This window comes from Staphylococcus schweitzeri, from assembly GCF_002902405.1.
GTDB classification, from domain to species: domain Bacteria; phylum Bacillota; class Bacilli; order Staphylococcales; family Staphylococcaceae; genus Staphylococcus; species Staphylococcus schweitzeri.
Genome location: NZ_PPQS01000051.1, coordinates 52,681 through 75,962, shown reverse-complemented (window position 1 = coordinate 75,962; position 23,282 = coordinate 52,681). Strand labels below are relative to the sequence as shown.

The 23,282-nt window shown below is 32.6% G+C and carries 22 protein-coding genes; 1 reads left to right on the top strand and 21 read right to left on the bottom strand.

Features of this window, described 5'->3' with window-relative positions:
• Window positions 1–27: 27 nt before the first annotated feature.
• Together rpoZ and gmk are read right to left on the bottom strand one after the other, a co-directional pair.
• Window positions 28–246, bottom strand: coding sequence for a DNA-directed RNA polymerase subunit omega (gene rpoZ / locus CD116_RS12835; protein ID WP_047425075.1), 219 nt, complete (start codon window positions 244–246; stop codon window positions 28–30).
• Window positions 246–869: a guanylate kinase gene (gmk, locus tag CD116_RS12830; protein WP_000368229.1), complete on the bottom strand. Its 624-nt coding sequence runs from the start codon at window positions 867–869 to the stop codon at window positions 246–248. The genes rpoZ and gmk overlap by 1 nt, the downstream gene beginning before the upstream one ends.
• A 273-nt stretch (window positions 870–1,142) precedes the next feature.
• Between gmk and CD116_RS12825 the strand changes: the two genes are divergently transcribed.
• Entirely contained in the window at window positions 1,143–2,837 is a 1,695-nt protein-coding gene (locus CD116_RS12825) for an Rqc2 family fibronectin-binding protein (protein WP_047549568.1), read from the top strand.
• 211 nt (window positions 2,838–3,048) lie between these two features.
• On the opposite strand, the gene CD116_RS12820 is transcribed toward CD116_RS12825, so the two are convergent.
• From CD116_RS12820 to CD116_RS12730, 19 genes are all read right to left on the bottom strand, one after another.
• Window positions 3,049–3,450 (bottom strand): VOC family protein, encoded by a 402-nt coding sequence (locus CD116_RS12820; RefSeq protein ID WP_001025051.1) that lies wholly within the window; start codon window positions 3,448–3,450, stop codon window positions 3,049–3,051.
• A gap of 431 nt (window positions 3,451–3,881) precedes the next feature.
• Window positions 3,882–4,088 (bottom strand): hypothetical protein, encoded by a 207-nt coding sequence (locus tag CD116_RS12815; protein WP_047425069.1) that lies wholly within the window; start codon window positions 4,086–4,088, stop codon window positions 3,882–3,884.
• 29 nt (window positions 4,089–4,117) lie between these two features.
• Window positions 4,118–4,729, bottom strand: a complete 612-nt coding sequence (gene pyrE / locus CD116_RS12810) for an orotate phosphoribosyltransferase (RefSeq protein ID WP_047549571.1) — start codon at window positions 4,727–4,729, stop codon at window positions 4,118–4,120.
• Window positions 4,729–5,421, bottom strand: coding sequence for an orotidine-5'-phosphate decarboxylase (pyrF, locus tag CD116_RS12805; protein WP_047549574.1), 693 nt, complete (start codon window positions 5,419–5,421; stop codon window positions 4,729–4,731). The genes pyrE and pyrF overlap by 1 nt, the downstream gene beginning before the upstream one ends.
• 109 nt (window positions 5,422–5,530) lie before the next feature.
• Window positions 5,531–8,704, bottom strand: coding sequence for a carbamoyl-phosphate synthase large subunit (carB, locus tag CD116_RS12800; RefSeq protein WP_047549577.1), 3,174 nt, complete (start codon window positions 8,702–8,704; stop codon window positions 5,531–5,533).
• A complete protein-coding gene (locus tag CD116_RS12795) occupies window positions 8,697–9,797 on the bottom strand; it encodes a carbamoyl phosphate synthase small subunit (RefSeq protein WP_047549579.1) in 1,101 nt (366 codons plus the stop codon). Before CD116_RS12795 ends, carB begins: the two co-directional genes overlap by 8 nt.
• 1 nt (window position 9,798) lies before the next feature.
• Window positions 9,799–11,073 (bottom strand): dihydroorotase, encoded by a 1,275-nt coding sequence (locus CD116_RS12790; RefSeq protein WP_047528998.1) that lies wholly within the window; start codon window positions 11,071–11,073, stop codon window positions 9,799–9,801.
• A gap of 13 nt (window positions 11,074–11,086) precedes the next feature.
• Entirely contained in the window at window positions 11,087–11,971 is an 885-nt protein-coding gene (locus CD116_RS12785; RefSeq protein ID WP_047549582.1) for an aspartate carbamoyltransferase catalytic subunit, read from the bottom strand.
• 26 nt (window positions 11,972–11,997) lie between these two features.
• A complete protein-coding gene (locus CD116_RS12780) occupies window positions 11,998–13,305 on the bottom strand; it encodes a uracil-xanthine permease family protein (RefSeq protein WP_047529002.1) in 1,308 nt (435 codons plus the stop codon).
• Between the two features lie 216 nt (window positions 13,306–13,521).
• Window positions 13,522–14,049 (bottom strand): bifunctional pyr operon transcriptional regulator/uracil phosphoribosyltransferase PyrR, encoded by a 528-nt coding sequence (pyrR, locus tag CD116_RS12775; RefSeq protein WP_047549585.1) that lies wholly within the window; start codon window positions 14,047–14,049, stop codon window positions 13,522–13,524.
• Window positions 14,050–14,459: 410 nt separating this feature from the next.
• A complete protein-coding gene (locus CD116_RS12770; RefSeq protein ID WP_047529006.1) occupies window positions 14,460–15,377 on the bottom strand; it encodes an RluA family pseudouridine synthase in 918 nt (305 codons plus the stop codon).
• Window positions 15,377–15,868 (bottom strand): signal peptidase II, encoded by a 492-nt coding sequence (gene lspA, locus CD116_RS12765; RefSeq protein WP_047549588.1) that lies wholly within the window; start codon window positions 15,866–15,868, stop codon window positions 15,377–15,379. Before lspA ends, CD116_RS12770 begins: the two co-directional genes overlap by 1 nt.
• A 315-nt stretch (window positions 15,869–16,183) precedes the next feature.
• Complete coding sequence (locus CD116_RS12760; protein ID WP_047549591.1) at window positions 16,184–16,981, bottom strand: VOC family protein; 798 nt, start codon at window positions 16,979–16,981, stop codon at window positions 16,184–16,186.
• Between the two features lie 268 nt (window positions 16,982–17,249).
• The gene (ileS, locus tag CD116_RS12755) at window positions 17,250–20,000 is read right to left on the bottom strand and encodes an isoleucine--tRNA ligase (RefSeq protein ID WP_047549594.1); all 2,751 of its coding nucleotides are present in this window, start codon (window positions 19,998–20,000) and stop codon (window positions 17,250–17,252) included.
• Window positions 20,001–20,220: 220 nt separating this feature from the next.
• Window positions 20,221–20,838, bottom strand: coding sequence for a DivIVA domain-containing protein (locus CD116_RS12750; protein ID WP_047549597.1), 618 nt, complete (start codon window positions 20,836–20,838; stop codon window positions 20,221–20,223).
• A gap of 23 nt (window positions 20,839–20,861) precedes the next feature.
• Entirely contained in the window at window positions 20,862–21,641 is a 780-nt protein-coding gene (locus CD116_RS12745; RefSeq protein WP_047529017.1) for a YlmH family RNA-binding protein, read from the bottom strand.
• Between the two features lie 110 nt (window positions 21,642–21,751).
• On the bottom strand, window positions 21,752–22,042 hold the full coding sequence (locus tag CD116_RS12740) for a YggT family protein (RefSeq protein ID WP_047549600.1): 291 nt from the start codon (window positions 22,040–22,042) through the stop codon (window positions 21,752–21,754).
• 11 nt (window positions 22,043–22,053) lie between these two features.
• Window positions 22,054–22,617: a cell division protein SepF gene (locus CD116_RS12735; protein WP_000018608.1), complete on the bottom strand. Its 564-nt coding sequence runs from the start codon at window positions 22,615–22,617 to the stop codon at window positions 22,054–22,056.
• The gene (locus CD116_RS12730; RefSeq protein WP_078101713.1) at window positions 22,614–23,282 is read right to left on the bottom strand and encodes a YggS family pyridoxal phosphate-dependent enzyme; all 669 of its coding nucleotides are present in this window, start codon (window positions 23,280–23,282) and stop codon (window positions 22,614–22,616) included. The genes CD116_RS12735 and CD116_RS12730 overlap by 4 nt, the downstream gene beginning before the upstream one ends.

Below are 23,282 nucleotides of genomic sequence, written 5' to 3'. Positions count from 1 at the left end.
AATTAAAAATCATTAATTTAATTAGTACTACTCTTTACCGTAATAATCACTTGAAATTATTGGACGAATTTTACCGTCTGCAATTTCTTCTAACGCTCTACCAACTGGTTTGTATGAGTGATATTCACTTAATAATTCCGTGTCAGGATGTTCGTCAATTTCACGAGCCCTTTTAGCTGCTGTTGTTGCAATTAAATATTTTGATTTAATTTGTGCTGTTAATTGGTTTAATGGTGGATTTAACATTATTTTTTTGCCTCCAAAATCATTTTTCGATACTTAGCTTCTACACGCTCTCTTTTTAAGTGCTCAGCTTCTACAATACATTGAATTCTATTTTTCGCAAGTTCAACTTCATCATTAACTACAACGTAATCATATAAGTTCATCATTTCAACTTCTTTACGTGCTTCGTTAATACGACTTTGAATTTTTTCGTCAGATTCTGTGCCTCTTCCAACTAATCGCTCTCTCAAGTGATCTAAACTTGGAGGTGCTAAGAATATAAATAACGCATCAGGAAATTTCTTTCTAACTTGCTTTGCACCCTCTACTTCAATCTCTAAAAATACATCATGTCCTTCGTCCATAGTATCTTTAACATATTGAACTGGTGTACCATAATAGTTGCCAACATACTCGGCATATTCTATAAATTGATCATCTTTAATTAAAGCTTCAAACGCATCCCTTGTTTTAAAAAAGTAATCTACGCCATCAACTTCGCCTTCGCGCATTTGGCGTGTTGTCATTGAAATAGAATACTTATATGATGTAGTTGGATCTTCAAATATTCGTTTTCTAACAGTACCTTTACCGACTCCAGATGGTCCTGATAAAACGATTAACAATCCTTTTTCATTATCCATGCCTTACGACCTCTCTAAGCTAATCTTCTATTATTTAAATATGATATCACATTGTTCTTTATATTGTATAGCATATTTGAAATTGCATGCCATAATTTCTCTTAGGTCTAACAATTTCGTTATATTGCATGATAAATTTTAAAAACATAAATTCAATTGCAACCATTTTGGTATTTTAAAATACAAATCTCATAATAAATTGAATAATTATGCCGAAAAGTTATAGTCATGTTAAAATGAAACGAATGATTTAGAGAAGGTGGAAGATATATTATGGCTTATGACGGCTTATTTACAAAGAAAATGGTAGAATCTTTACAATTTTTAATAGCAGGACGTATTCACAAAATAAACCAACCTGAAAACGATACTATTCTTATGGTTGTACGTCAAAATAGACAAAACCACCAATTGTTATTGTCAATTCACTCTAACTTTTCAAGATTACAATTGACTACAAAAAAATATGATAATCCTTTTAATCCACCTATGTTTGCGCGAGTATTCAGGAAACATCTGGAAGGTGGCATAATTGAATCTATCAAACAAATTGGTAATGATCGACGCATCGAAATTGATATTAAAAGTAAAGATGAAATCGGTGATACGATTCATCGAACTGTTATTCTTGAAATTATGGGTAAACATAGTAATTTAATTTTAGTGGATGACAATCGTAAAATCATAGAAGGTTTTAAACACTTAACACCAAATACGAACCAATATCGAACTGTAATGCCTGGATTTAATTATGAAGCACCACCAACGCAACATAAAATTAATCCATATGAATTAACAGGTGCGGATGTTTTAAAATATATTGATTTTAATTCAGGCAACATTGCAAAACAATTACTGAATCAATTCGAAGGTTTTAGCCCTTTAATAACAAATGAAATTGTTAGTCGACGTCAGTTTATGACATCAACTTCATTACCGGAAGCATTTGATGAAGTGATGGCTGAAACTAAATTACCACCTACACCTGTCTTTCATAAAAATCATGAAACTGGGAAAGAAGATTTTTATTTTATGAAGCTAAAACAATTTAATGATGATATGATCACTTATGATTCATTAAATGATTTACTCGATCGGTTTTATGATGCACGTGGTGAACGAGAACGAGTAAAACAAAGAGCAAACGACTTAGTACGTTTCGTTCAGCAACAATTACACAAATACCAAAATAAATTGGCAAAGTTAATTGAAGAATATGAACAAGCTAAAAACAAAGATAATGAACAATTGTATGGTGAATTAATTACGGCAAACATTTACCGAATTAAACAAGGTGATAAAGAACTAAAAGCACTTAACTATTATACTAATGATGAAGTCATAATACCTTTAAATCCTACGAAATCACCTTCTGCAAATGCCCAGTATTACTATAAGCAATATAATCGCATGAAAACGAGGGAACATGAATTAGAACATCAAATTCAATTAACGAAAGACAATATTGAATACTTTTTAACTATTGAACAGCAATTACAACATATTTCTGTACAGGATATTGATGAAATTAGAGATGAATTATCTGAACAAGGTTTTATGAAACAGCGAAAAAACCAAAATAAAAAGAAAAAAGATCAAATTCAATTGCAATATTATATTTCAACTGACGGTGATGATATATTTGTCGGTAAAAATAATAAACAAAATGATTATTTAACTAATAAAAAAGCTAAAAAAACGTACACATGGTTACACACAAAAGATATCCCAGGTTCACATGTCGTTATATTTAACGAAGAACCAAGTGAAAATACAATTAAAGAAGCAGCAATGTTAGCAGGATATTTTTCGAAAGCTGGTAACTCTGGACAAATACCAGTTGACTATACATTAATTAAAAATGTGCACAAACCATCTGGTGCAAAGCCTGGTTTTGTAACATATGACAATCAAAAAACATTATATGTAACACCCGATTATGAACATATTCAACGAATGAAACAATAAAACTTATAAATATTAAAAGAAACACCTCATAATAAGATGGCAACATCTTCTATCATGAGGTGTTTTGTTATGGTTATTTAAATCTAAAAAACTATTTACATTGGTTTTTCAATAAATCATCTTTATATTTCGAATCATTTCTTTTTAAATACGAGAATATTATTTTATATTTAATTCCAAATATAATTGACTCAATATTTCACTAATAATATTATTCCGGTAATGCTAATTGAAAGCTAACGCCAAATTTGTCTTGAACCCAAGCAAATTCACGATATGGTGGCATATTAGTTTTAGGCATTAATATAGCGCCCTCATCCTTTAATCCATTAAATAGTCTTTCCATTTCTAATGTATCTTTTACAGTAACAAATAATGAAATCGCAGGATTCATTGGTAATTCTGTGCCACTATTCGCGTCAATTGCCATAAACACTTGGCCATTCAAAGTAAATATTGAATGTTGAACAGTACCTGGATCCCCAGGACCATCTTCACCATATTTTGCCATCGTAATAATTTCACTGTCTTCAAATAGGCTTGTATATAAATTAACGGCTTCTTCAGCTTGATTATTGAACATTAAAAACGTCGTAATTTTTGGTATATTCATGGTTAGCCTCCTTAAGATTCAAATTTCCTATATAACTATATTAACATACTCAAAATATTAAAACTGTAATTGTATTTATAAGGGTAGAAGTGATTTTCTTACTCACTATCCTTAACAAAATACTACATTTTTTTCGTTTAGCCATACGATTTATAAATACCATTTAATACAACTAAAAATCATTTTATTAAATAGATATTAATGTTTTGACTTATCGTCAAATTTGATTACAATTAATATTAAATTAAAAGGAGGGACGTTATGTTACATTATGTGATTCCAGTACTAGTCCTATTACTCGTATTTTTAATTGGTTGGATTTTAATAAAATTAATTATCCGCTAAGTAATAACCATATAACAAAAGCTATAGTGTTGTTATGTTAGAAATCTATTATAATTCCTGACATTTAACACTATAGCTTTTAATTTTTATATTTGACCTTGTTTGCGTAATATATTTTTCACGTGTTTAAATAAATCATCATTTTGATTTATTTCAGTTTCACTTTTTTTATGCTCGCTCGAAGTGTTTTCAGTTTCATGGTCATCAAATTGATTGGAATGATTAGAATCATTGATAAACTCATTACAATGTTTTATTTTTCCATATAAATCATTAGATGTGTTGTCATTCATTTGCTGAATTCCCCCTTCTAATGACTATCTTATGCTAAGTTGTCTCTCCATTCAACTAGTGTTTGAATATCTTCTTTAGAAATTTTGCCTTCATCCTTAGCAACTTCAATAAGTTCATTATAATCACTTAATGTATAAAATGGTATTTCGATATTTTCAAACGTTTCATCAGCTTTTTTCAAACCATAAGTAAAAATAGCTACAACACCTAATACTTCTGCACCCGCTTGTTTTAATGCTTCAACTGCTGTTACTGATGAACCACCTGTTGAAATTAAATCTTCAATAACAACGACTTTTTTCCCTTCACTTTTAGCACCTTCAATTTGGTTCTGTTTACCATGACTTTTACTTGAAGATCGTACATAATTCATTGGTAGCTTTAGCTTTTCAGCAATGAATGCTGCATGAGGAATTCCTGCAGTAGCCATACCTGAAACAATTTCAACATTAGGAAAATGTTCCTTAATTAAATTAATTAAACCATCACGAATTGCACCACGAACTAGAGGATAACCTAGTGTAATTCGGTTATCACAATATATCGGTGATTTAATACCTGAACTCCATGTGTATAAATCATTTGGTGATAAAGTTACAGCTTCAATATCTAATAATGATTTTGCAATTTCTTTCGCCATTATGCTAACCAACTTTCTTTTATTTTATGATAACTTTCAACAGGATTTTCACTTTGTGTAATAGGTCTACCAACTACGATGTGTGTCGAACCTAATTGTCTTGCTTCTTCGGGCGTTGTGATTCGATGCTGATCATTTTGTGATGCACCTTTAGGTCTAATACCTGGAGTAACTTTCAAAAATGATTCACCTAATTCTTCAGTTAACATGCGACTCTCGAGTGGTGAACAAACAACACCGTCTAAACCAGCATTTTTGGCTAATGTCGCATAATTTAAAACCGCTTCTTCAATAGTTGTTTGTATATTTTGTTCTTGATGTAACATATCTTCAGTTGTAGATGTAAGCTGTGTTACCGCAATAATTTTTGTATATTGATTATTTTTTCTTAACCCCTTTATTGCCTCAGACATCATCTTAGTGCCACCAGCTGCATGTACATTAACTAAATCAACATTTAATTTTGCTAATCCTTCCATAGCTTTTCCAACTGTATTAGGAATGTCATGTAACTTTAAGTCTAAAAACACATCATGACCTCGACCTTTAATTGTATTTATTAATTGCGGTCCTTCTTGATAAAAAAGCTCCATACCTACTTTTACAAACAATGCTTCATCAAACAAATCTAAAAATTGATTTACTTTATCTTTTGATTCAAAATCTAATGCAATAATTGGCAAATCTTTCATCTTAATGTCTCCCTTTATATCAAGAAATTCAGTTAAAATATTGGGCTTGTAATCATATTTTTGAATTAACATAATTCATTACAAACCCAACATTTCAGTCATAACATTTTTACATTTGACGCATTGTAAATGTCATACTCTCAATTACATTTGTTAAAGCATTCGCTGTATCAAGTGAAGTTAAACATGGGATACCATTTTCAACTGTTGTACGTCTAATTTGGAATCCATCTCTTTCAACTTCTTTACCTTTAGTCATTGTGTTTATGACGATTTGAACATCAACATTTTGAATACGTATTAGCAAATCGTTTTCACCACCGATTTTACCAACAACTTCAACAGGGATTTCATGTTCTGATAATTTCTTCGCGGTACCAGATGTAGCTAAAATTTTATAGCCAACTTCATTTAAGCGTTGTGCCAATTTAACAACTTCTTCCTTATCTTTATCACTTACTGTCATTAAGACTGTACCATGGTCTTTCACTTCTACTCCACTACCTGTTAACCCTTTGAATAACGCCTTTTCTAATGTCGTATCTTTACCCATAACTTCACCAGTAGATTTCATTTCAGGCCCTAAAGTAATATCAACATTTTTCAATTTATTAAAACTAAATACCGGAGCTTTAACAAATACACCTTCAGCATAAGGTTGTACCCCTTCTTGATAACCCATTGCCGTCAGTTTTTCTCCAATAATTGCTCGCATCGCTAATTGTGCCATTGGAATATCGGTAATTTTGCTTAAGAATGGCACAGTTCTACTTGAACGAGGATTCACTTCTAACACATAAACACCATCATGTGCAATGACGAATTGGATGTTAATCAACCCGATTATATCTAATCCTTTTGCTAACTTAATCGTGTAGTCTTCAAGTGTTACTAACTCTTCTTTTGTTAATGTTTGTGGTGGATATACAGCAATTGAGTCACCACTATGCACACCTGCACGTTCAATATGTTCCATAATCCCCGGAATAATGACTGTTTCACCATCGCATATTGCATCGACTTCAATTTCTTTCCCCGTTAAATATCTATCGACCAATACAGGGTGTTCTGGACTCGCTTTAACAGCTTGTGTCATATAGTTTTCTAACTCAGTATCATTGTCTACAATTTCCATTGCACGACCACCTAATACATAAGAAGGTCTTACTACAACAGGATAGCCAATTTCTGCCGCGTTAGCTAACGCTTCATTTGGTGAAATAGCTGTCTTACCTTGAGGTTGTGGAACATTGATTTGTCTTAGCAATGATTCAAATTCTTTTCTATCTTCAGCACGATTTAAGTTTTCAAGAGACGTACCAAGTATTTTCACACCATGCTTCGCTAATTTATCTGCTAAATTAATTGCAGTTTGTCCACCAAATTGTACAACAACACCTTTAGGTTGTTCTAAATTAATAATGTTCATAACATCTTCTTCAGTTAATGGTTCGAAGTATAGTTTGTCAGAAATTGAAAAGTCTGTTGAAACAGTTTCTGGGTTGTTATTAACAATAATCGCTTCATAGCCAGCTTTTTGAATAGCCCATACTGCATGTACTGTCGCATAGTCAAATTCAACACCTTGACCAATTCTAATTGGTCCAGATCCTAATACTAGGATTTTTTCTTTATCTGTAACAATAGATTCATTTTCAGTTTCATATGTTCCATAATAGTACGGTGTTGAAGATTCAAATTCAGCTGCGCAAGTATCAACCATTTTGTAGACAGGTTTAATATCATTATCCATTCGCAATTGATATACTTCTTCTTCAGTCATATTGAAACGATGCGCGATTGTTTTATCACTAAATCCATAATCTTTTGCATATTTAAGATATTCTAAATCTCCCTGATGCTCTTTTAATTGATGTTCGATGTCGATAATATTTTGGAACTTGTGTAAGAAGAAATAATCAATTTGAGTCATATTATGAATTTCTTCTAACGTTGTCCCTCTTCTAATTGCTTCACCAATAAAAAATAGTCGCTCATCGTCTTGGTGAGAAATACGTTCTTTAATATAGTCTAAGTCAAAACTTTCACCATTCGGTAATCCTAAATGATGTACACCATATTCAAGCGAACGAATTGCTTTTAACAATGATTCTTCGTAAGTTCGACCAATTGCCATTACTTCACCAGTTGCTTTCATTTGTGTACCAAGCTCTCGTTCCCCTTTTTCGAATTTATCAAATGGGAATCTTGGAATTTTTGAAATCACATAATCCAAAGTTGGCTCAAATGCCGCATATGATGTACCAGTGATTGGATTTAACATTTCATCTAATGTAAGACCGACCGCAATTTTAGCAGCTAATTTCGCAATTGGGTACCCGGTAGCTTTAGATGCTAAAGCTGACGAACGAGATACACGAGGATTTACTTCAATAATGTAATAATCAAATGAATGTGGATCCAATGCCAATTGAACGTTACATCCGCCTTCTATTCCTAATGCTCTAATAACTTTCAATGAAACATCTCGTAACATTTGATATTCCACATCTGAAAGCGTTTGACTAGGTGCTACTACAATCGAATCTCCTGTATGAATACCTACTGGGTCAATATTCTCCATGTTACATACCACGATGGCATTGTCATTTTTGTCACGCATTACTTCATATTCAATTTCTTTAAAACCTGCAATTGATTTTTCTAACAAACACTGTGTAGCTGGACTATAATGAAGACCGTTTGAAACGATTTCTTGTAACTCTTCATCATTATGACAAATACCACCACCAGTTCCTCCCATTGTAAACGCTGGTCTAACAATTAATGGATATCCTACTTGTTCTTTAAATTTAAATGCTTGCTCAACTGTATTTACAATATCACTCTCTGGTACTGGAACATTTAAATCATTCATTAATGTTCTAAACATTTCACGATCTTCTGCCTGTTGAATTGATGTTAATTCAGTGCCTAATAATTGCACATTATTATCTTGAAGTACACCACTTTCATGTAATTGAATTGCCATATTCAATCCAGTTTGTCCACCTAATGTCGGTAATAAAGCGTCAGGTTGTTCTTTACGTATGATTCTCGCTATAAAATCATGTGTTAATGGCTCAATGTATACTTTATCTGCAATTTCTTTGTCAGTCATAATAGTGGCTGGATTTGAGTTTACCAGTATTACACGGTATCCTTCTTCTTTTAATGCTAAACACGCTTGTGTACCAGCATAGTCAAATTCAGCTGCTTGACCTATAATAATTGGTCCAGATCCTATTACTAAAATTGTTTCGATATCGTTACGTTTAGGCATTGATTTGACGCTCCTTTTCCTTAAAATTAGTCATCATTTTCACAAATTCATCAAAAAGATAATTTGAATCTGACGGTCCTGGATTTGCTTCAGGATGATATTGTACTGAAAAGGCAGGTAATGTTTTATGTTTTAAACCTTCTACAGTACCATCATTTAGTGCAATATGTGTGATTTCTAATTCTGTATTTTTTAATGAATTTTTATCTATTGCATAACCATGGTTTTGACTTGTAATATCTACTTTGCCAGTTTCTAAATTTTTAACAGGATGATTTGCGCCTCGATGACCAAACTTCATTTTAAATGAGCTTGCACCTTGAGATAATGCAAATAATTGATGTCCAAGACAGATACCAAAGAATGGAATTTCCCCTAAAATACCTTGAATCATCGGAATTGCGCATTCTACTACTTCAGGGTTACCTGGTCCATTAGACAACATGACACCATCTGGAGCCATTGCTAAAATTTCTTCAGCTGTTGTTGTATAAGGAACAACTGTAACATTACAACCTCTTATATTTAGTTCTCTTACAATATTTTGCTTTTTGCCAAAGTCTACAAGAACAACACTTAAATCCTTACCTGTTGAGACATATGGTGTTTTAGTAGATACAATCTCAACTTCATCTTTAGGTAATTCAACGCGTTGTAAGTGTTGAACCAGGCTATCTATTTCTTCTTTGTAATCAGTAAACCCAGCTTTTAAAACACCGTGTTGACGAATCTTACGTGTAATACTTCTTGTGTCTACACCCGCAATACCCGGAATTTGATGCAATTCTAAAACGTCATGAAGTGTCTTTTGTTGTCTAAAATTACTTGGATGTTCACTTGCTTCTTTCACTACTATACCGTTTAATGTCGGTACTAATGATTCAAAATCGTCTCGATTAATTCCATAATTTCCAATTAAAGGATACGTAAATGTAATGATTTGACCTGTATATGATGGGTCTGAAATTGTTTCTTGATAACCTGTCATTGCCGTATTAAATACAATTTCTCCTACAGTTAAGTTATCAGACCCTAAACGGTAGCCTTCGTAGTATGAACCGTCTTCTAACACTAGATAACGTTTGCTTTGCATTTTATTTTTCCCCCTCAAATTTAACTTCACCTTCGACCATTGTTAAAATCGGATTTCCATAAACTTTATAGCCGATAAATGGTGTATTATCTGCTTTTGATAAGAAATCTTCACCTTTAATTTCTTGTTCACTATCTAAATCAATGATTGTTAAATCTGCATAACCATTTTCTTTTAATGTGCCATAATCTAGATCAAAAGTTTCACATGGCTTAATTGTTAAGTAATCGACTAATTGTTGTAGCGTCCAGTTACCATTTTTTACAAAATGCGTATATAACAGTGGGAATGCTGTCTCACTACCAACAATACCGAATGGTGCTTTTTCCATTGGTTGTGCTTTTTCATCACGTGCATGTGGTGCATGGTCTGTTGCGATACAGTCAATTGTACCGTCTAGTAACCCTTCTAACAAAGCCTCTCTATCTTCAGTACTTCTTAATGGTGGATTCATTTTATAAATCGCATTGTTACCAGGAATATCATCTTCCGTTAATAATAAATGATGTGGTGTTACTTCAGCAGTTACATGAATTCCAGCCCGTTTAGCATCACGAATGACTCTGACACTTTCTTTTGTAGATACATGACATACATGGTAATGACACCCGGCAGCTTCAGCTAATAATACGTCTCTTGCAATTTGTACGGATTCACAAATATTTGGAATGCCTGGTATACCTAATTCTTTACTGCGTCTTCCTTCATGCATAGCGCCACCATAGATTAAAGAATTATCTTCGCAGTGCGCTACAATTGCTTTATTCACTTTTGCAGCTTCAATCATACCTTCATACATCATGCTAGCAGTTTGAACACCAACACCATCATCTGTGAAGGCAAATGCACCTTCTTTTACAAGTGCAGGAAAGTCAACAAGTTCTTTACCTAATTGGCGTGTCGTAATCGATGCATATGGTAATACACGTACTTGAGCATTGTCTTTAATTAGTTTTTGCAATGCTTCAAAATGTTCAACAGAATCTGGAACTGGTCTTGTATTAGGCATTGGACAAACTGTTGTAAATCCACCTCTTGCTGCCGCTTTTGTACCCGTTTCAATTGTTTCTTTATATTCACCACCGGGTTCGCGTAAATGAACATGAACATCAACAAATCCAGGTGATACAAAATGGCCTTTCGCGTCTATAATCTCAACATCATTGCTTGCTTCTATCTCAGTTGCAATTTGTTTAATTACTTTACCATCGATTAAAATATCTGTTTTTACTAATTTGCCATTTTGTAATACTTTACCGTTTTTAATTAATTTCATCATATTCGTCCCCTTACTTATTTAATAATTCATCAATGACTGCCATTCTTAAGTAAACGCCATTTTCCATTTGTTTGAAAATTCTTGATTTTGAAGCTTCAACTAAATCAGTTTGTATTTCTACTCCTCTATTAACTGGAGCTGGATGCATAACAATTGCATGCGCTTGTAATTTGTTGTATCGTGCTTCGTTTAAACCATGCTTTTGATGATAATCGTCTGCTGCGAATCTCGCTTCTTCAGCGAGTCCATGTCTTTCGTGTTGAATTCTTAGTAACATAACAATGTCTACTTTCTCAATTACATCGTCAATATTTACATAAGGTGCTTCTAGTGAATCATCAATCCACGCTTCAGGACTATTAAACATAACATTTGCTCCTAATGCCTTTAAACTATGATAGTTGCTGCGTGCGACGCGTGAATTTTTTATATCTCCACAAATCAATACATTTAATCCTTCGAAATAACCGTACTCTTCATAAATTGTCATTAAGTCAAGTAAACTTTGCGTTGGATGTTGTCCACTTCCATCACCAGCATTTGCAATAGGAATATTAATATTTACTAATTTCTCGTAGTAATTATTAAATGGATGTCTTATGACTAGTAAATCACAACCAATACTTTCCAACGTTTTACATGTATCATATAAGGATTCTCCCTTAGAAACTGATGACGTAGAAGTTTCAAAACTAATCGTTTTCAATCCTAATTTAAGTTCGGCCATTTCGAAACTGCATTTTGTTCGAGTTGAATTTTCAAAAAACAAATTCGCAACATATTTACCTTTAAAGTTTGGTAATTGTCGTTCACCAGATTTAAATTGACTAGCTTTTTGAATAAGTGAGTAGATTTGATCTGTTGATAAATGTTTCATTGATAATAAATGATTCATAAAGCGCCCTCCTTAGTTTGTAAAACTTAATTGTTTTGCTTTTTCTCTTTAGGTAAGATTAAGTTCAAAATAATTCCTGAAAGTGCTGCTAATGCCATTCCTTCGATTTGAAGGTTGATACCAATTTCTTTCAAGTTGAATACTAAGTTACCAATGCCTACGACTAAGACTACAGAAGCTATTACTAAGTTACGGTTATTAGCGAAGTCTACCTTACTTTCAACTAGCATTCTTAATCCACTAGCTGCAATAATTCCGAAAAGTAAAATTGATACACCGCCCATGACTGGCGTCGGTATTGAAGATATTAGTGCTGTAAATTTACCAATGAATGCCAAGATAATAGCTATTACTGCGGCACCACCGATAACATAAATACTGTAGATTCTTGTAATTGCTAATACACCGATATTTTCACCGTATGTTGTACTTGGTGGTCCACCAATGATACTTGCGAACATAGTAGATACACCGTCGCCAATAATTGATTTATCAAGCCCTGGATTTTCAAAAAAGTTTCTACCTACTATTTTATTTAGAACCATCTGATGACCGATATGCTCACTTACCGTTACGAAAACGATTGGTATCATAACTAGCACAAGACCCAAATGGAATGATGGTACATAGTCTTTAAATGGCAGATAAATATGAGGGAAATCTAGCCATTTTGCTGACATGACAGCATCAAATTTAACTATCCCCATAAAAATCGCTACCACATATCCGACGATGATACCTACAAGTACTGGTATTAATGATAAGAAGCCTTTGAAAAATCCTTGTACTACTATCGTTACTAGTAATGTAACCATTGCTACAACTAAGAAGCTTATATTGTAACCTTTCATATCACCTGGATTTTCATACATTGCCATATTTACTGCAGTTGGCGCTAAACTTAAACCAATCACCATTATGACTGGACCAACTACAACTGGTGGTAAAAGTTTCATTAACCAAGCTGTTCCACTTAATTTGATTAAAACACCGATAATTACGTACATAACACCACTCATAAATAATGCAACCAGCATATCACCTAAGCTATGAGTACTTAAACCTGTGATAATCGGTGTAATAAATGCAAAACTCGATCCAAGATATGCTGGGATTTGCGCTTTCGTTATTAAGATATAAAGTAGTGTACCGATTCCCGAAGCTAATAACGCTGCGGATATTGGTAATCCTGTTAAGAATGGTACAAGCACCGTAGCACCAAACATCGCAAACAAATGTTGTAAGCTTAAAAACGCCCATTGTGCTGGTTGTGGTTTTTCATTTACATCAAGTACAGGCTTTACTGTTCGTTCAAACATTTCTTCATTTTGCATAATATTCATTTCCTCCGATAATAAAAAAATCTCTTTACATCAGTATTATGTAAAGAGACAAAAAGTGTGACATTCTTCTACAAGTCGCTCATTCATATGAAAGTCGTCTTGTAGTTGTCATATATGAGGGCATACTCGATAAATAAGCATAACAAAGCTTACTTCTTGTATATCCCTCACCTTTCTCAGTCTCTCGTACTGAATTAAAAGGGGGTATTATTTAATTATAACTGCATTTCTTTGATCCATCTCTTCTAAATACACACTAACTGTTTCATCTTTAGAAGTTGGAATGTTTTTACCAACAAAATCAGCTCGAATTGGTAACTCTCGATGGCCACGATCAACCAATGCGGCTAATCCAATTTTAATTGGTCTAGAGTTTAATAAAATAGCGTCTAGTGAAGCACGAACCGTACGACCAGTATAAAGTACATCATCAATAATTATGACAACTTTATTTGTAATGTCAGTATCGATTTCAATTGCATCTTTAGACGTTTGTGATGACATATGCTCAATATCATCTCTAAAGTATGTAATATCAATTGTTCCAGTAGGTATACGTTGTTGCTCGATTTGATGAATTTTATCTTGTATACGATTCGCTAAATATTCACCTCTTGTTTTAATACCTAATAGAATTAGATTGTCAGTACCTTTGTTATACTCCAAAATTTCATGAGCGATTCTCGTTACTGTACGTTGTATTGCTGCATCATCCATAATGATACGCTCAGACATATTCTCACCCTTTCAAAATTTAGAAACAAAAAACCTCACGTCTTTAATATCGACATGAGGTTTAGTATATACAATCACCTAACTATTAATAATACGCACAAGTTGCATTAGATACGCTTATTGATTTAAAGGTGGTAAGGTTCATTTCAGTATATATCTATTTATATCATGTCTTTGACGACTCTCTGGACGCTCATTTAAAGACTCATTTATGCTGTACTTAAACTGTTATAAGAATAATACTAAATAGCTACTTTGTCAATCAATATTAAAAAATTAACCTGTATACATAAAATGTTAATAGTATAAATTTTTCAATTGAAGGACACTCATTTCATTTAGGAAGAGAAAAAATCAATCACCTTTTATAGTTTACATAATAATGTTATCGTAATTTTAATACGACAAAATTATGCATCTCTTTTTCGTATTGTCTCTAATAAATCTTCAAAGTCTTGTGGTAATTCGGCATGTCTTTCAATGTATTCCCCTGTTACTGGATGTATAAATCCAATCAATCCAGCATGTAATGCTTGTCCACCAATATCTAAAGTCTTCTTCGGACCGTACTTAGGATCACCTACTAATGGGAATCCAATATATTTCATATGTACACGGATTTGATGTGTACGACCAGTTTCAAGTTGACATTCAACTAAAGTATAGTCTTTAAAATGTTCTAACACGTTAAAATGCGTTACTGCTTCTTTACCATCATCAACAACTGCCATTGATTGACGGTCATTTTTATTTCTACCAATTGGCGCATCTATTGTTCCGTAATCATGTGGAATATTACCATGAACTAAAGCAATATACTTTCTTTTAACCGATTTATCCATTAATTGTTCTACTAAACCACGATGTGCGATGTCATTTTTAGCAACCATCAATAAGCCTGAAGTATCCATATCAATACGATGTACAATACCTGGACGTATCTCACCATTGATTCCAGATAAGTTTTTAATTTGGTACATTAAACCATTTACTAAAGTATTGGTATAATGACCGGGCGATGGATGAACAACCATGCCTTTTGGTTTATAAACTACAGCAACGTCATTATCTTCATAATAAATGTCTAAATTTAAATTTTCTGGCTGAATGTCAGCTTCTACAATTTCTTTTTCAGTGACAACAATACGATCATTTAGTTTTACTTTATAATTAGATTTTACAACTTTATCATTGGCTACGACTAATCCTACTTTAATCCAGTCTTGTATTTGATTACGTGACCAATCACCATTTAATTCAGGTAATAGTTTATCAATACGCATACCAGTTTGTTCTTTTTCTGTAATGTTAAATTCAAATGTCTCCATTATTTAACCTCCTTCTCCTTTTTATTGGAAGTATCTTTTAGTAGTGCAATAATTATTAAAATAACACCTATGGTCAAACTAGAATCAGCGATATTAAAAATTGGAAAATCATAACCAAAAATATTTGTATCTATAAAATCTACAACTTCACCTGTTAATAGTCTATCGATAAAATTACCTAAAGCACCAGCAAAAAGTAAACTAATTGCAATTTGCATAAACAAATGATATTGAGCATCTTTGATATAAAAATATACGAGTGCGATTAAAATTATAATAGTAATAATGTAGAAAAACATCATTTTACCACTCAATATTCCCCATGCCGCACCATTATTTCGATGTGATGTAATATTTAAAAAATTTGGTATAACTTCAAATGAATCTCCTATTTTCATACTTGTAGCAACAATATACTTTGTAACTTGGTCAAATATTATGACAAATAACGCTATTAAAATGGAAGTGCCAATAAAATATTTTTTGTTCATTCTCGTTCCTCCAATCAATCGTCCATAAGACAACTCTTTATATTATAGCTTACACATGCTAATAAAAAAAGTAAGCATATTACAATAAAAAAATGATATCGATTCAATTTTCTCAAATCTATAAATTTAAAATAGTTGCATTTCAATAGATGTATGTCTTGATTTTGTAAATATGGTTAAATGACTTATTAAAAATTTAATAAAAAATAGTGAATTCTATCTCAATAAAATAAAATTCACTGTGACTTCTTCATTACAATGATACATCTCATATTTAACTTTAATAAACAGATAGTCTCGTTAAAACAATATTTACTAATCAATGACTTCTATTTGATTAAAACGATAATAGATACCATCCGGACCTTGTAAATTTAAATGTGTTGTTTCAGGATAATGAAAGTCAACAATTGTTAATCCATACGTATCAAAATTTTCTACACGTTTCGTTGCTGATACCCAATCATTCATAGCTAAATGTTGATAATAACCTTTAGACGCTAAAAACAACGAATAATCATCCATGATTGCTGATTCTTTCAACCCAAAATAATTGAGATAATAATCTTTAACTTCTGTTATGTGGATTGTTTTTATATGTAATGCTCCAATAATTGCCTCATCAGGAATGCCTAGCCATAATGTTTTTGTTGCATGACTAACTAACCTCGGTACATTTAACGGTCTAATGTCTACTTTTACCAACTCATTTTCTCTTATCCATTGTTCCTCATCTTTATCCACGTAAAATTTAAAGCCATTTCCTTCAGGGTCTTCGAAAAATAATGATAACGATGCAGGTTGAATTCCCCCATTAACCGGAATATCATATTCACTTAAATGAATTAATAAATTGGATAAATCGCTAATTTTAGGAAGTTTAATTGCTATATGAAAAAGACCAGCTTCAGACATTAAGGGTTCACGTCCATCTTGCACTTCTACTAATGTTATCACATGATTGGATTGCCCGACTTCATATTGTATCGACGTCAATGATTCATTAATAATATTCAATCCGAGTACATCTTCATAAAATGGTTTTAATTCTTTTTTGTCTTTCACATTTAAAGTAACGCCATTTACAAAGTGCGCATTATAGTTATGATACATTATATTTTCTCCTATCAAAATCAATCTTTTAATGCCTTGTATTTAAAATATTATCGCTAACAAACATATGAATAGCAACTATTTAGCATCTTAATCAGACGCAATTCACTTCATTAGTTGATATTTTTATCAAATTAAAGATAAATATTATTTAATGAATTTCAATATAACCAAAAAACTCTCTTCATCATGTTAACAAAAACTGCTACATTTTTATGAAGAGAGTTTTAATTTATATTATACTAACGAACTAATTGGTCATTTTAAATTATATAAGTGATTTTACTACTTCTTGACAACGTGGACATAGATGCGTTAATTCTCCAACAGCACCTAAATCTTCTGAATAGTTCCAACATCTTTCACATTTTTCACCTTCTGCATGTTCAATGACGATGTCACCATACTCGTATGTTGTTCCATTATCTAAATTATCAACGACACTCACTTGCGATACGATAAATAATTGATGTAACGCATCAAATGAAGATAGGAATTCTGAAGCCTTAAATTTATCGTTGCTTGCAATAGTAACTTTAGCTTCTAATGATTTACCGATAACTTTTTCATTACGTGCAGTTTCTAACGCACGGTTCACATCATCACGTAAATTCATAAATGTACGCCATTTATCTAATAAAGCTTGGTCTACTTCAACAACTTCAGGCATATCAGCTAAGTGAACACTTCCTTCTTTCACGTGAGGTGTGTGTGACCAAACTTCTTCTGCTGTATGCACTAAAATTGGTGCTAATAACTTCGTCATATCTACTAAAATTTGGTACAGCACAGTTTGCATACTACGGCGAATATGCGAATCACGTTGTTCGATATATAAGATATCTTTACCATAATCTAAGTAGAAGTTACTTAACTCAACATTGATAAAGTTTTGAACTTCTTGATAAATGTTTAAGTAGTCAAAGTTTTCATAGTTGTTAACAGTACTTGCAGTAAACTCACGTAAACGATTTAACAAATAACGATCAACTTCTAATAATTCAGACTCTGGAACACTATCAGTTTCAGGGTTGAAATCATTGATATTGCCTAACATGAATCTTAAAGTATTTCTAATTTTACGATAAACATCAGATGTTTGTCTTAATATATCATCAGAAATTCTAACGTCTGCTAAATAGTCAGTACTACTTACCCATAGTCTCGCAATATCTGCACCTTTTTGTTTAACAACTTGGTCAGGAACGATAACATTTCCTAAAGATTTACTCATTTTCTTACCTTCTCCGTCCATTACAAATCCATGTGAAAGTAAGAATTTATATGGAGAAACACCTCTCGTAGCAACAGCAGTTGTAATTGATGAATTAAACCAACCACGATATTGGTCACTACCTTCTAGGTACATATCTGCTGGGAAACTTAATTCAGGTCTCGTTTCTAATACACCACGATGTGATGAACCTGAATCGAACCATACATCCATGATATCTGTTTCTTTAGTAAATGTGCCGTTAGGGCTACCAGGATGTGTAAATCCTTCAGGTAACAAATCTTTAGCTTCTCTTTCAAACCAAATATTTGACCCGTGTTCAGCAAATAAATCAGCAACGTGATTCACAGTTTCTTTTGTCATGATAATATCGCCGTTTTCAGCATAAAATACAGGTAAAGGTACACCCCAAACACGTTGGCGTGAAATAACCCATTCGCCTCGGTCACGTACCATATTATAAATACGTGTTTTACCCCAATTTACTTTGAAGTTTGTATTTTCAATTGCATCTAAAATATCTTTTCTAACTTTACTAATTGATGCAAACCATTGAGGTGTTGCACGGAAAATAACTGGCTTTTTCGTTCTCCAGTCATGTGGGTAACTATGTGTAATAAAGTCTAATTTTAATAAAGCACCTTTTTCAGTTAATAAATCCGTAACGGCTTTATTTGCTTTATCATAAAACATACCTTCAAATTGTCCACCTTCTTCAGTGAAGACACCTTTATCATCAATTGGACTAATAACAGGCAATTCATATTTTTGACCTACAATATAGTCATCTTCCCCGTGTCCTGGTGCTGTATGTACACAACCTGTACCAGCGTCTGTAGTAACATGTTCACCATTAATTACTAATGACTCTCTCTCCAAGAATGGATGTTGTGCTACAACATACTCTAATTCTTTTCCTGAAAATTCTTTTTCTAATTTGATTGAATCTTTATCCCAGCCTAACGCTTCTGCTACGGCATCAGATAACGCTTCTGCAACAATGTACTTTTGACCATCAACATTATATTGACCGTATTTTAATTCCGGATGTACAGTAATTGCAACATTAGATGGAATTGTCCAAGGTGTTGTTGTCCAAATAATAAATTTAGCATCTGAATCTACTACACCTTTGTCATCTTTAACGTCAAATGCAACATAAATTGATGCTGAACGTTTATCGTGATATTCAATTTCTGCTTCTGCTAATGAAGACTCACTTGAAGGAGACCAATACACTGGCTTTTTACCTTTATAAATTAAACCTTTATCTGCCATTTCTCCAAAAATACGAATTTGTGCAGCTTCGTATTCAGGTTTTAATGTAATATATGGATCATTAAAGTCACCACGAACACCTAAACGTCTAAAATCTTTTTTCTGTAATTCAATTTGTTCTAAAGCAAATTCTTTACATTTCTCACGGAATTCAGCTGTTGACATTTTCTTACGGTCAACACCTTTTTTCGTTAATGCTTGTTCAATTGGTAAACCATGTGTATCCCAACCTGGTACGTATGGTGCATAGAACCCTTGCATAGTTTTATAACGTACAATAAAGTCTTTTAAAATTTTGTTCAAGGCATGTCCCATATGTAAGTTACCATTCGCGTATGGTGGGCCATCATGTAAAATGAATGTTTCGTTACCTTTATTTTTTTCTAACGCTTTATGGTATTGATCTTCTGCATCCCATTTTTCTTGAATTTGCGGTTCCTTGTTTGGTAAACCACCTCGCATTGGGAAATCTGTTTTAGGCATTAATAACGTTTCTTTGTAATCCATTTTTTTCACTCCTTAAAAATTTAAAAAACTCTAAGTTAAATTAAAAGGGACGATTGCTCGCGGTACCACCCTTATTAACTCAACTTAGAGTTCTCTCATTACATTATTTAAATATTAAAAAGCCAGTGATATAACATACATGCTTTTACTAGGCTCTCACCATTACCTAATTCGCTGTGAAAAGTTAAATGTATATTACGCGTCTGTCTTTATTTAATTCTTACTTCTTAGTTGTTTCTGAATCATTTGATTGTTGATTATTGTCTGATGTATTTGATGCATTATTTTGTGCATTTACTGCAACTTCATCTGGCTTTAAATCATTTTCATGCAAATGATGGATATTTTCAAGTGTCACTTGTTCTGCATCTAAATCATAATTCAATAAATAATCCCAATCTTCATTCTTTAATAAGTCTAATTGTGCTTCAACTAGCATACGGAAACGTGATCTAAAAACTTTAGATTGGCGTTTCATATCTTCAGTTTGGAAAGCTAAACGACGTGCTTTTTCAACAGCATCTCCAACCATTTGATCAGCTTGGGCTTGTGCTCTAGCAATAATTGCTTCAGCTTGCTTTTCTGCAGCTAACTTTGTTTCTTCACCAGCTTTTTGAGCTTGCACTAAGGCATCACTTACAGATTGGTGTACCTCTTGATAAGACTTAATATTAGTATCTCTCTCTTCAACTACTTTTTCAAGTTGTTTTTTATCATCTTTTAGACGTTCAATTTCTGTGCTTAATTGCTCTAAAAAGTTAGCAACTTCAGTTGGTTCTAAACCATTCTTAACACGTGTAAACTCTTTATTCTTAATTTCATTTGGTGTAAAAGGCATTTGTTATCCTCCTTAAATCATTACTATTTGAATAATGTTCTATAGGTAATGTGCGTTTTATCTTTTTTAGTTTTACCACCTAAGTCAGTAATGTGTGCTCTACCAAATCCTTGGATGGATATTAAATCATTAACTTGTAATTGAAAATCGGCTGAGTCCACAATTGTATGATTCACTTTTACACGCTTTTTATCGATTAATTGTTTCGCAATCGTGCGTGATTTACGTATCATTTCTTTAATAACAACATCTAATCTTAAAGAACTAACTGTCGCACTTTCAATTTTCCAATTCTCATTAGATTGTATCATATCTGTTAGTGGAATAGTATTAAGTTTAACTGATGCGCCTTTAATACGTTGTAATTCTAACATAATAAATGATTCCAATCTACTTGTCAAAACAAATTGAATGCCTTCACCTACAATAATATCCCCTACTTGTTCACGTTCAATACCTAACGACATCAAAGTTCCTAAAATATGTTGATGCTTTAAAGTTACAAATTTTTCAGGATAATCGACCTCAATTAAAGTTAGCTCAAAGTCACTTTCTTTCGGTTCAAAATAACTTGGTGAAATAATCGCTCTTTTTCTTTCGGCAAAAGGACCACCATTAAATGAAACTTTCAAATTATCATAGCTACCACATATTACTTCTAATATGTGTTGACCTCTCGGATCTAAAAAATGAGTTAAAATTGGCGCGTAATGTTGCTCTGCTTGTGCACATTTATCCGTCAATATGTCAATTAACTCAAATTCTTCCTGTCTAAAGTGTTGATAAATATCTATGTTAATCACTACCTTAAATAAATTTGTTCAATATTATAAACTGCACTATATGTTACAAAAAGGCATATCAAAAACGAGGCTTAAGTATCAAATACCCTTGCCTCGTTATGTCGCTTAATTTATTGTAATTGAATTAAAATCCAATTAAAGATTTGGAGTAACCCTCTTTGGAATAATACTAAAACGATAATTGCAGCGATTGATGATATGTCGATAATTCCGATAGGTGGAATTACTTTTCTAAATGGTTGTAAGAAAGGTTCATATATTTTTGCTAAAAAATAACCTACCTTAGTTTCTCTAATACTTGGTACCCAAGATGTAAAGAAATATATAATCATGCCGAAATAATAAATTTCAACAACAAAAAGGATAAATTTAAATATTGTAGCTAGCACATTTATATCCATATGTTAACTCCTTAGTCGAATGAATGTTCCATATTTTCAATATGGTCTGTAATGCTTCCAGCTACTTCCACATTATCAGGTGTACATAAGAAAATATCAGTACCTACACGTTGGATATCTCCACCGATTGCATAAACAGTACCGCTTAAAAAATCAATAATTCTTTTCGCTGATACTTTATCAATACGTTGTAAATTGACAAGTGTCGCACGGCGGTTTTTAAGCTCATCAGCAATATCTTGTGTATCTGAAAAAACACGTGGTTCGAATAAACACATTTTTGAACTTTCTTGTGATGCATTGTTTGGTGTAGCATTGTTCATAGTTACAACATTACGTGAATTATTTTTTGAATAATTAGACATACGGTTATTCCTTTCTTCTGACGTTGTTGTATATCTTGATGCAGATTTTTGAGGGACTGATTTGATTGCGTTTTGTTTTGTTGTTTGTTGTGACTGCTCTTTTGCTGGCGCTTCATTTACCTGTTGTTGTTTGTCAGGTACTTCTACTTCCTCTTCATCATCTATTACAAAAAATCCACTAAATAAATCTTTTAAAGCCAAGTGGCTCACTCCTCTTCTCCTACAAGTTTAGTCCCAATTCTAACAAACGTGGCACCTTCTTCAACTGCAATAAGATAGTCATTACTCATTCCCATTGATAATTCATCACAAGGCGCATATTCTAAATTGAGTCGTTGTATTTCTTCTTTTTTCAAACGTAACTGTTTAAATAACGATCTAATATATGCTTCATCATCTGTCAATGGTGCCATCGTCATTAAACCTACAATTTCGATTTTGTCATATTTTTTAAGATCATCTATAAACTGATCAACATCTTCTAAAGCAATACCATGTTTAGAAGCTTCTCCCGAAACGTTCACTTGCAAGAAACATTTAATTTTATGTTCTGCCCGTTTGTTAATTTCTTTGGCTAAGCTCAATCGATCTAAAGCATGGAAATAATCTACGTCGTTTATAACGTCCTTAACTTTTCGAGATTGTAATGATCCTATAAAATGAATCACCGTATCTGATGGTAATGCTTCTTTCTTTTGAAAAAAGCCTTCCAATCTATTCTCACCAAAATGTCTTATTCCAGCCTCATACGCTTCTTTAGCTCGCTCTATTGTAACATATTTTGTGACTGCAATCACGTTTGGTTTTGTTGAAAAATTATTTTTTTCACTTTTGTCATTAATTTGTGTTGAGATTTGTTGTAAATTATCTTTCAC

Bases quoted from the DNA above. Each gene is read 5' to 3' on its own strand.
- rpoZ (WP_047425075.1), bottom strand. From the start codon at position 246: ATGTTAAATCCACCATTAAACCAATTAACAGCACAAATTAAATCAAAA.
- gmk (WP_000368229.1), bottom strand. From the start codon at position 869: ATGGATAATGAAAAAGGATTGTTAATCGTTTTATCAGGACCATCTGGA.
- CD116_RS12825 (WP_047549568.1), top strand. From the start codon at position 1,143: ATGGCTTATGACGGCTTATTTACAAAGAAAATGGTAGAATCTTTACAA.
- CD116_RS12820 (WP_001025051.1), bottom strand. From the start codon at position 3,450: ATGAATATACCAAAAATTACGACGTTTTTAATGTTCAATAATCAAGCT.
- CD116_RS12815 (WP_047425069.1), bottom strand. From the start codon at position 4,088: ATGAATGACAACACATCTAATGATTTATATGGAAAAATAAAACATTGT.
- pyrE (WP_047549571.1), bottom strand. From the start codon at position 4,729: ATGGCGAAAGAAATTGCAAAATCATTATTAGATATTGAAGCTGTAACT.
- pyrF (WP_047549574.1), bottom strand. From the start codon at position 5,421: ATGAAAGATTTGCCAATTATTGCATTAGATTTTGAATCAAAAGATAAA.
- carB (WP_047549577.1), bottom strand. From the start codon at position 8,704: ATGCCTAAACGTAACGATATCGAAACAATTTTAGTAATAGGATCTGGA.
- CD116_RS12795 (WP_047549579.1), bottom strand. From the start codon at position 9,797: ATGCAAAGCAAACGTTATCTAGTGTTAGAAGACGGTTCATACTACGAA.
- CD116_RS12790 (WP_047528998.1), bottom strand. From the start codon at position 11,073: ATGAAATTAATTAAAAACGGTAAAGTATTACAAAATGGCAAATTAGTA.
- CD116_RS12785 (WP_047549582.1), bottom strand. From the start codon at position 11,971: ATGAATCATTTATTATCAATGAAACATTTATCAACAGATCAAATCTAC.
- CD116_RS12780 (WP_047529002.1), bottom strand. From the start codon at position 13,305: ATGCAAAATGAAGAAATGTTTGAACGAACAGTAAAGCCTGTACTTGAT.
- pyrR (WP_047549585.1), bottom strand. From the start codon at position 14,049: ATGTCTGAGCGTATCATTATGGATGATGCAGCAATACAACGTACAGTA.
- CD116_RS12770 (WP_047529006.1), bottom strand. From the start codon at position 15,377: ATGGAGACATTTGAATTTAACATTACAGAAAAAGAACAAACTGGTATG.
- lspA (WP_047549588.1), bottom strand. From the start codon at position 15,868: ATGAACAAAAAATATTTTATTGGCACTTCCATTTTAATAGCGTTATTT.
- CD116_RS12760 (WP_047549591.1), bottom strand. From the start codon at position 16,981: ATGTATCATAACTATAATGCGCACTTTGTAAATGGCGTTACTTTAAAT.
- ileS (WP_047549594.1), bottom strand. From the start codon at position 20,000: ATGGATTACAAAGAAACGTTATTAATGCCTAAAACAGATTTCCCAATG.
- CD116_RS12750 (WP_047549597.1), bottom strand. From the start codon at position 20,838: ATGCCTTTTACACCAAATGAAATTAAGAATAAAGAGTTTACACGTGTT.
- CD116_RS12740 (WP_047549600.1), bottom strand. From the start codon at position 22,042: ATGGATATAAATGTGCTAGCTACAATATTTAAATTTATCCTTTTTGTT.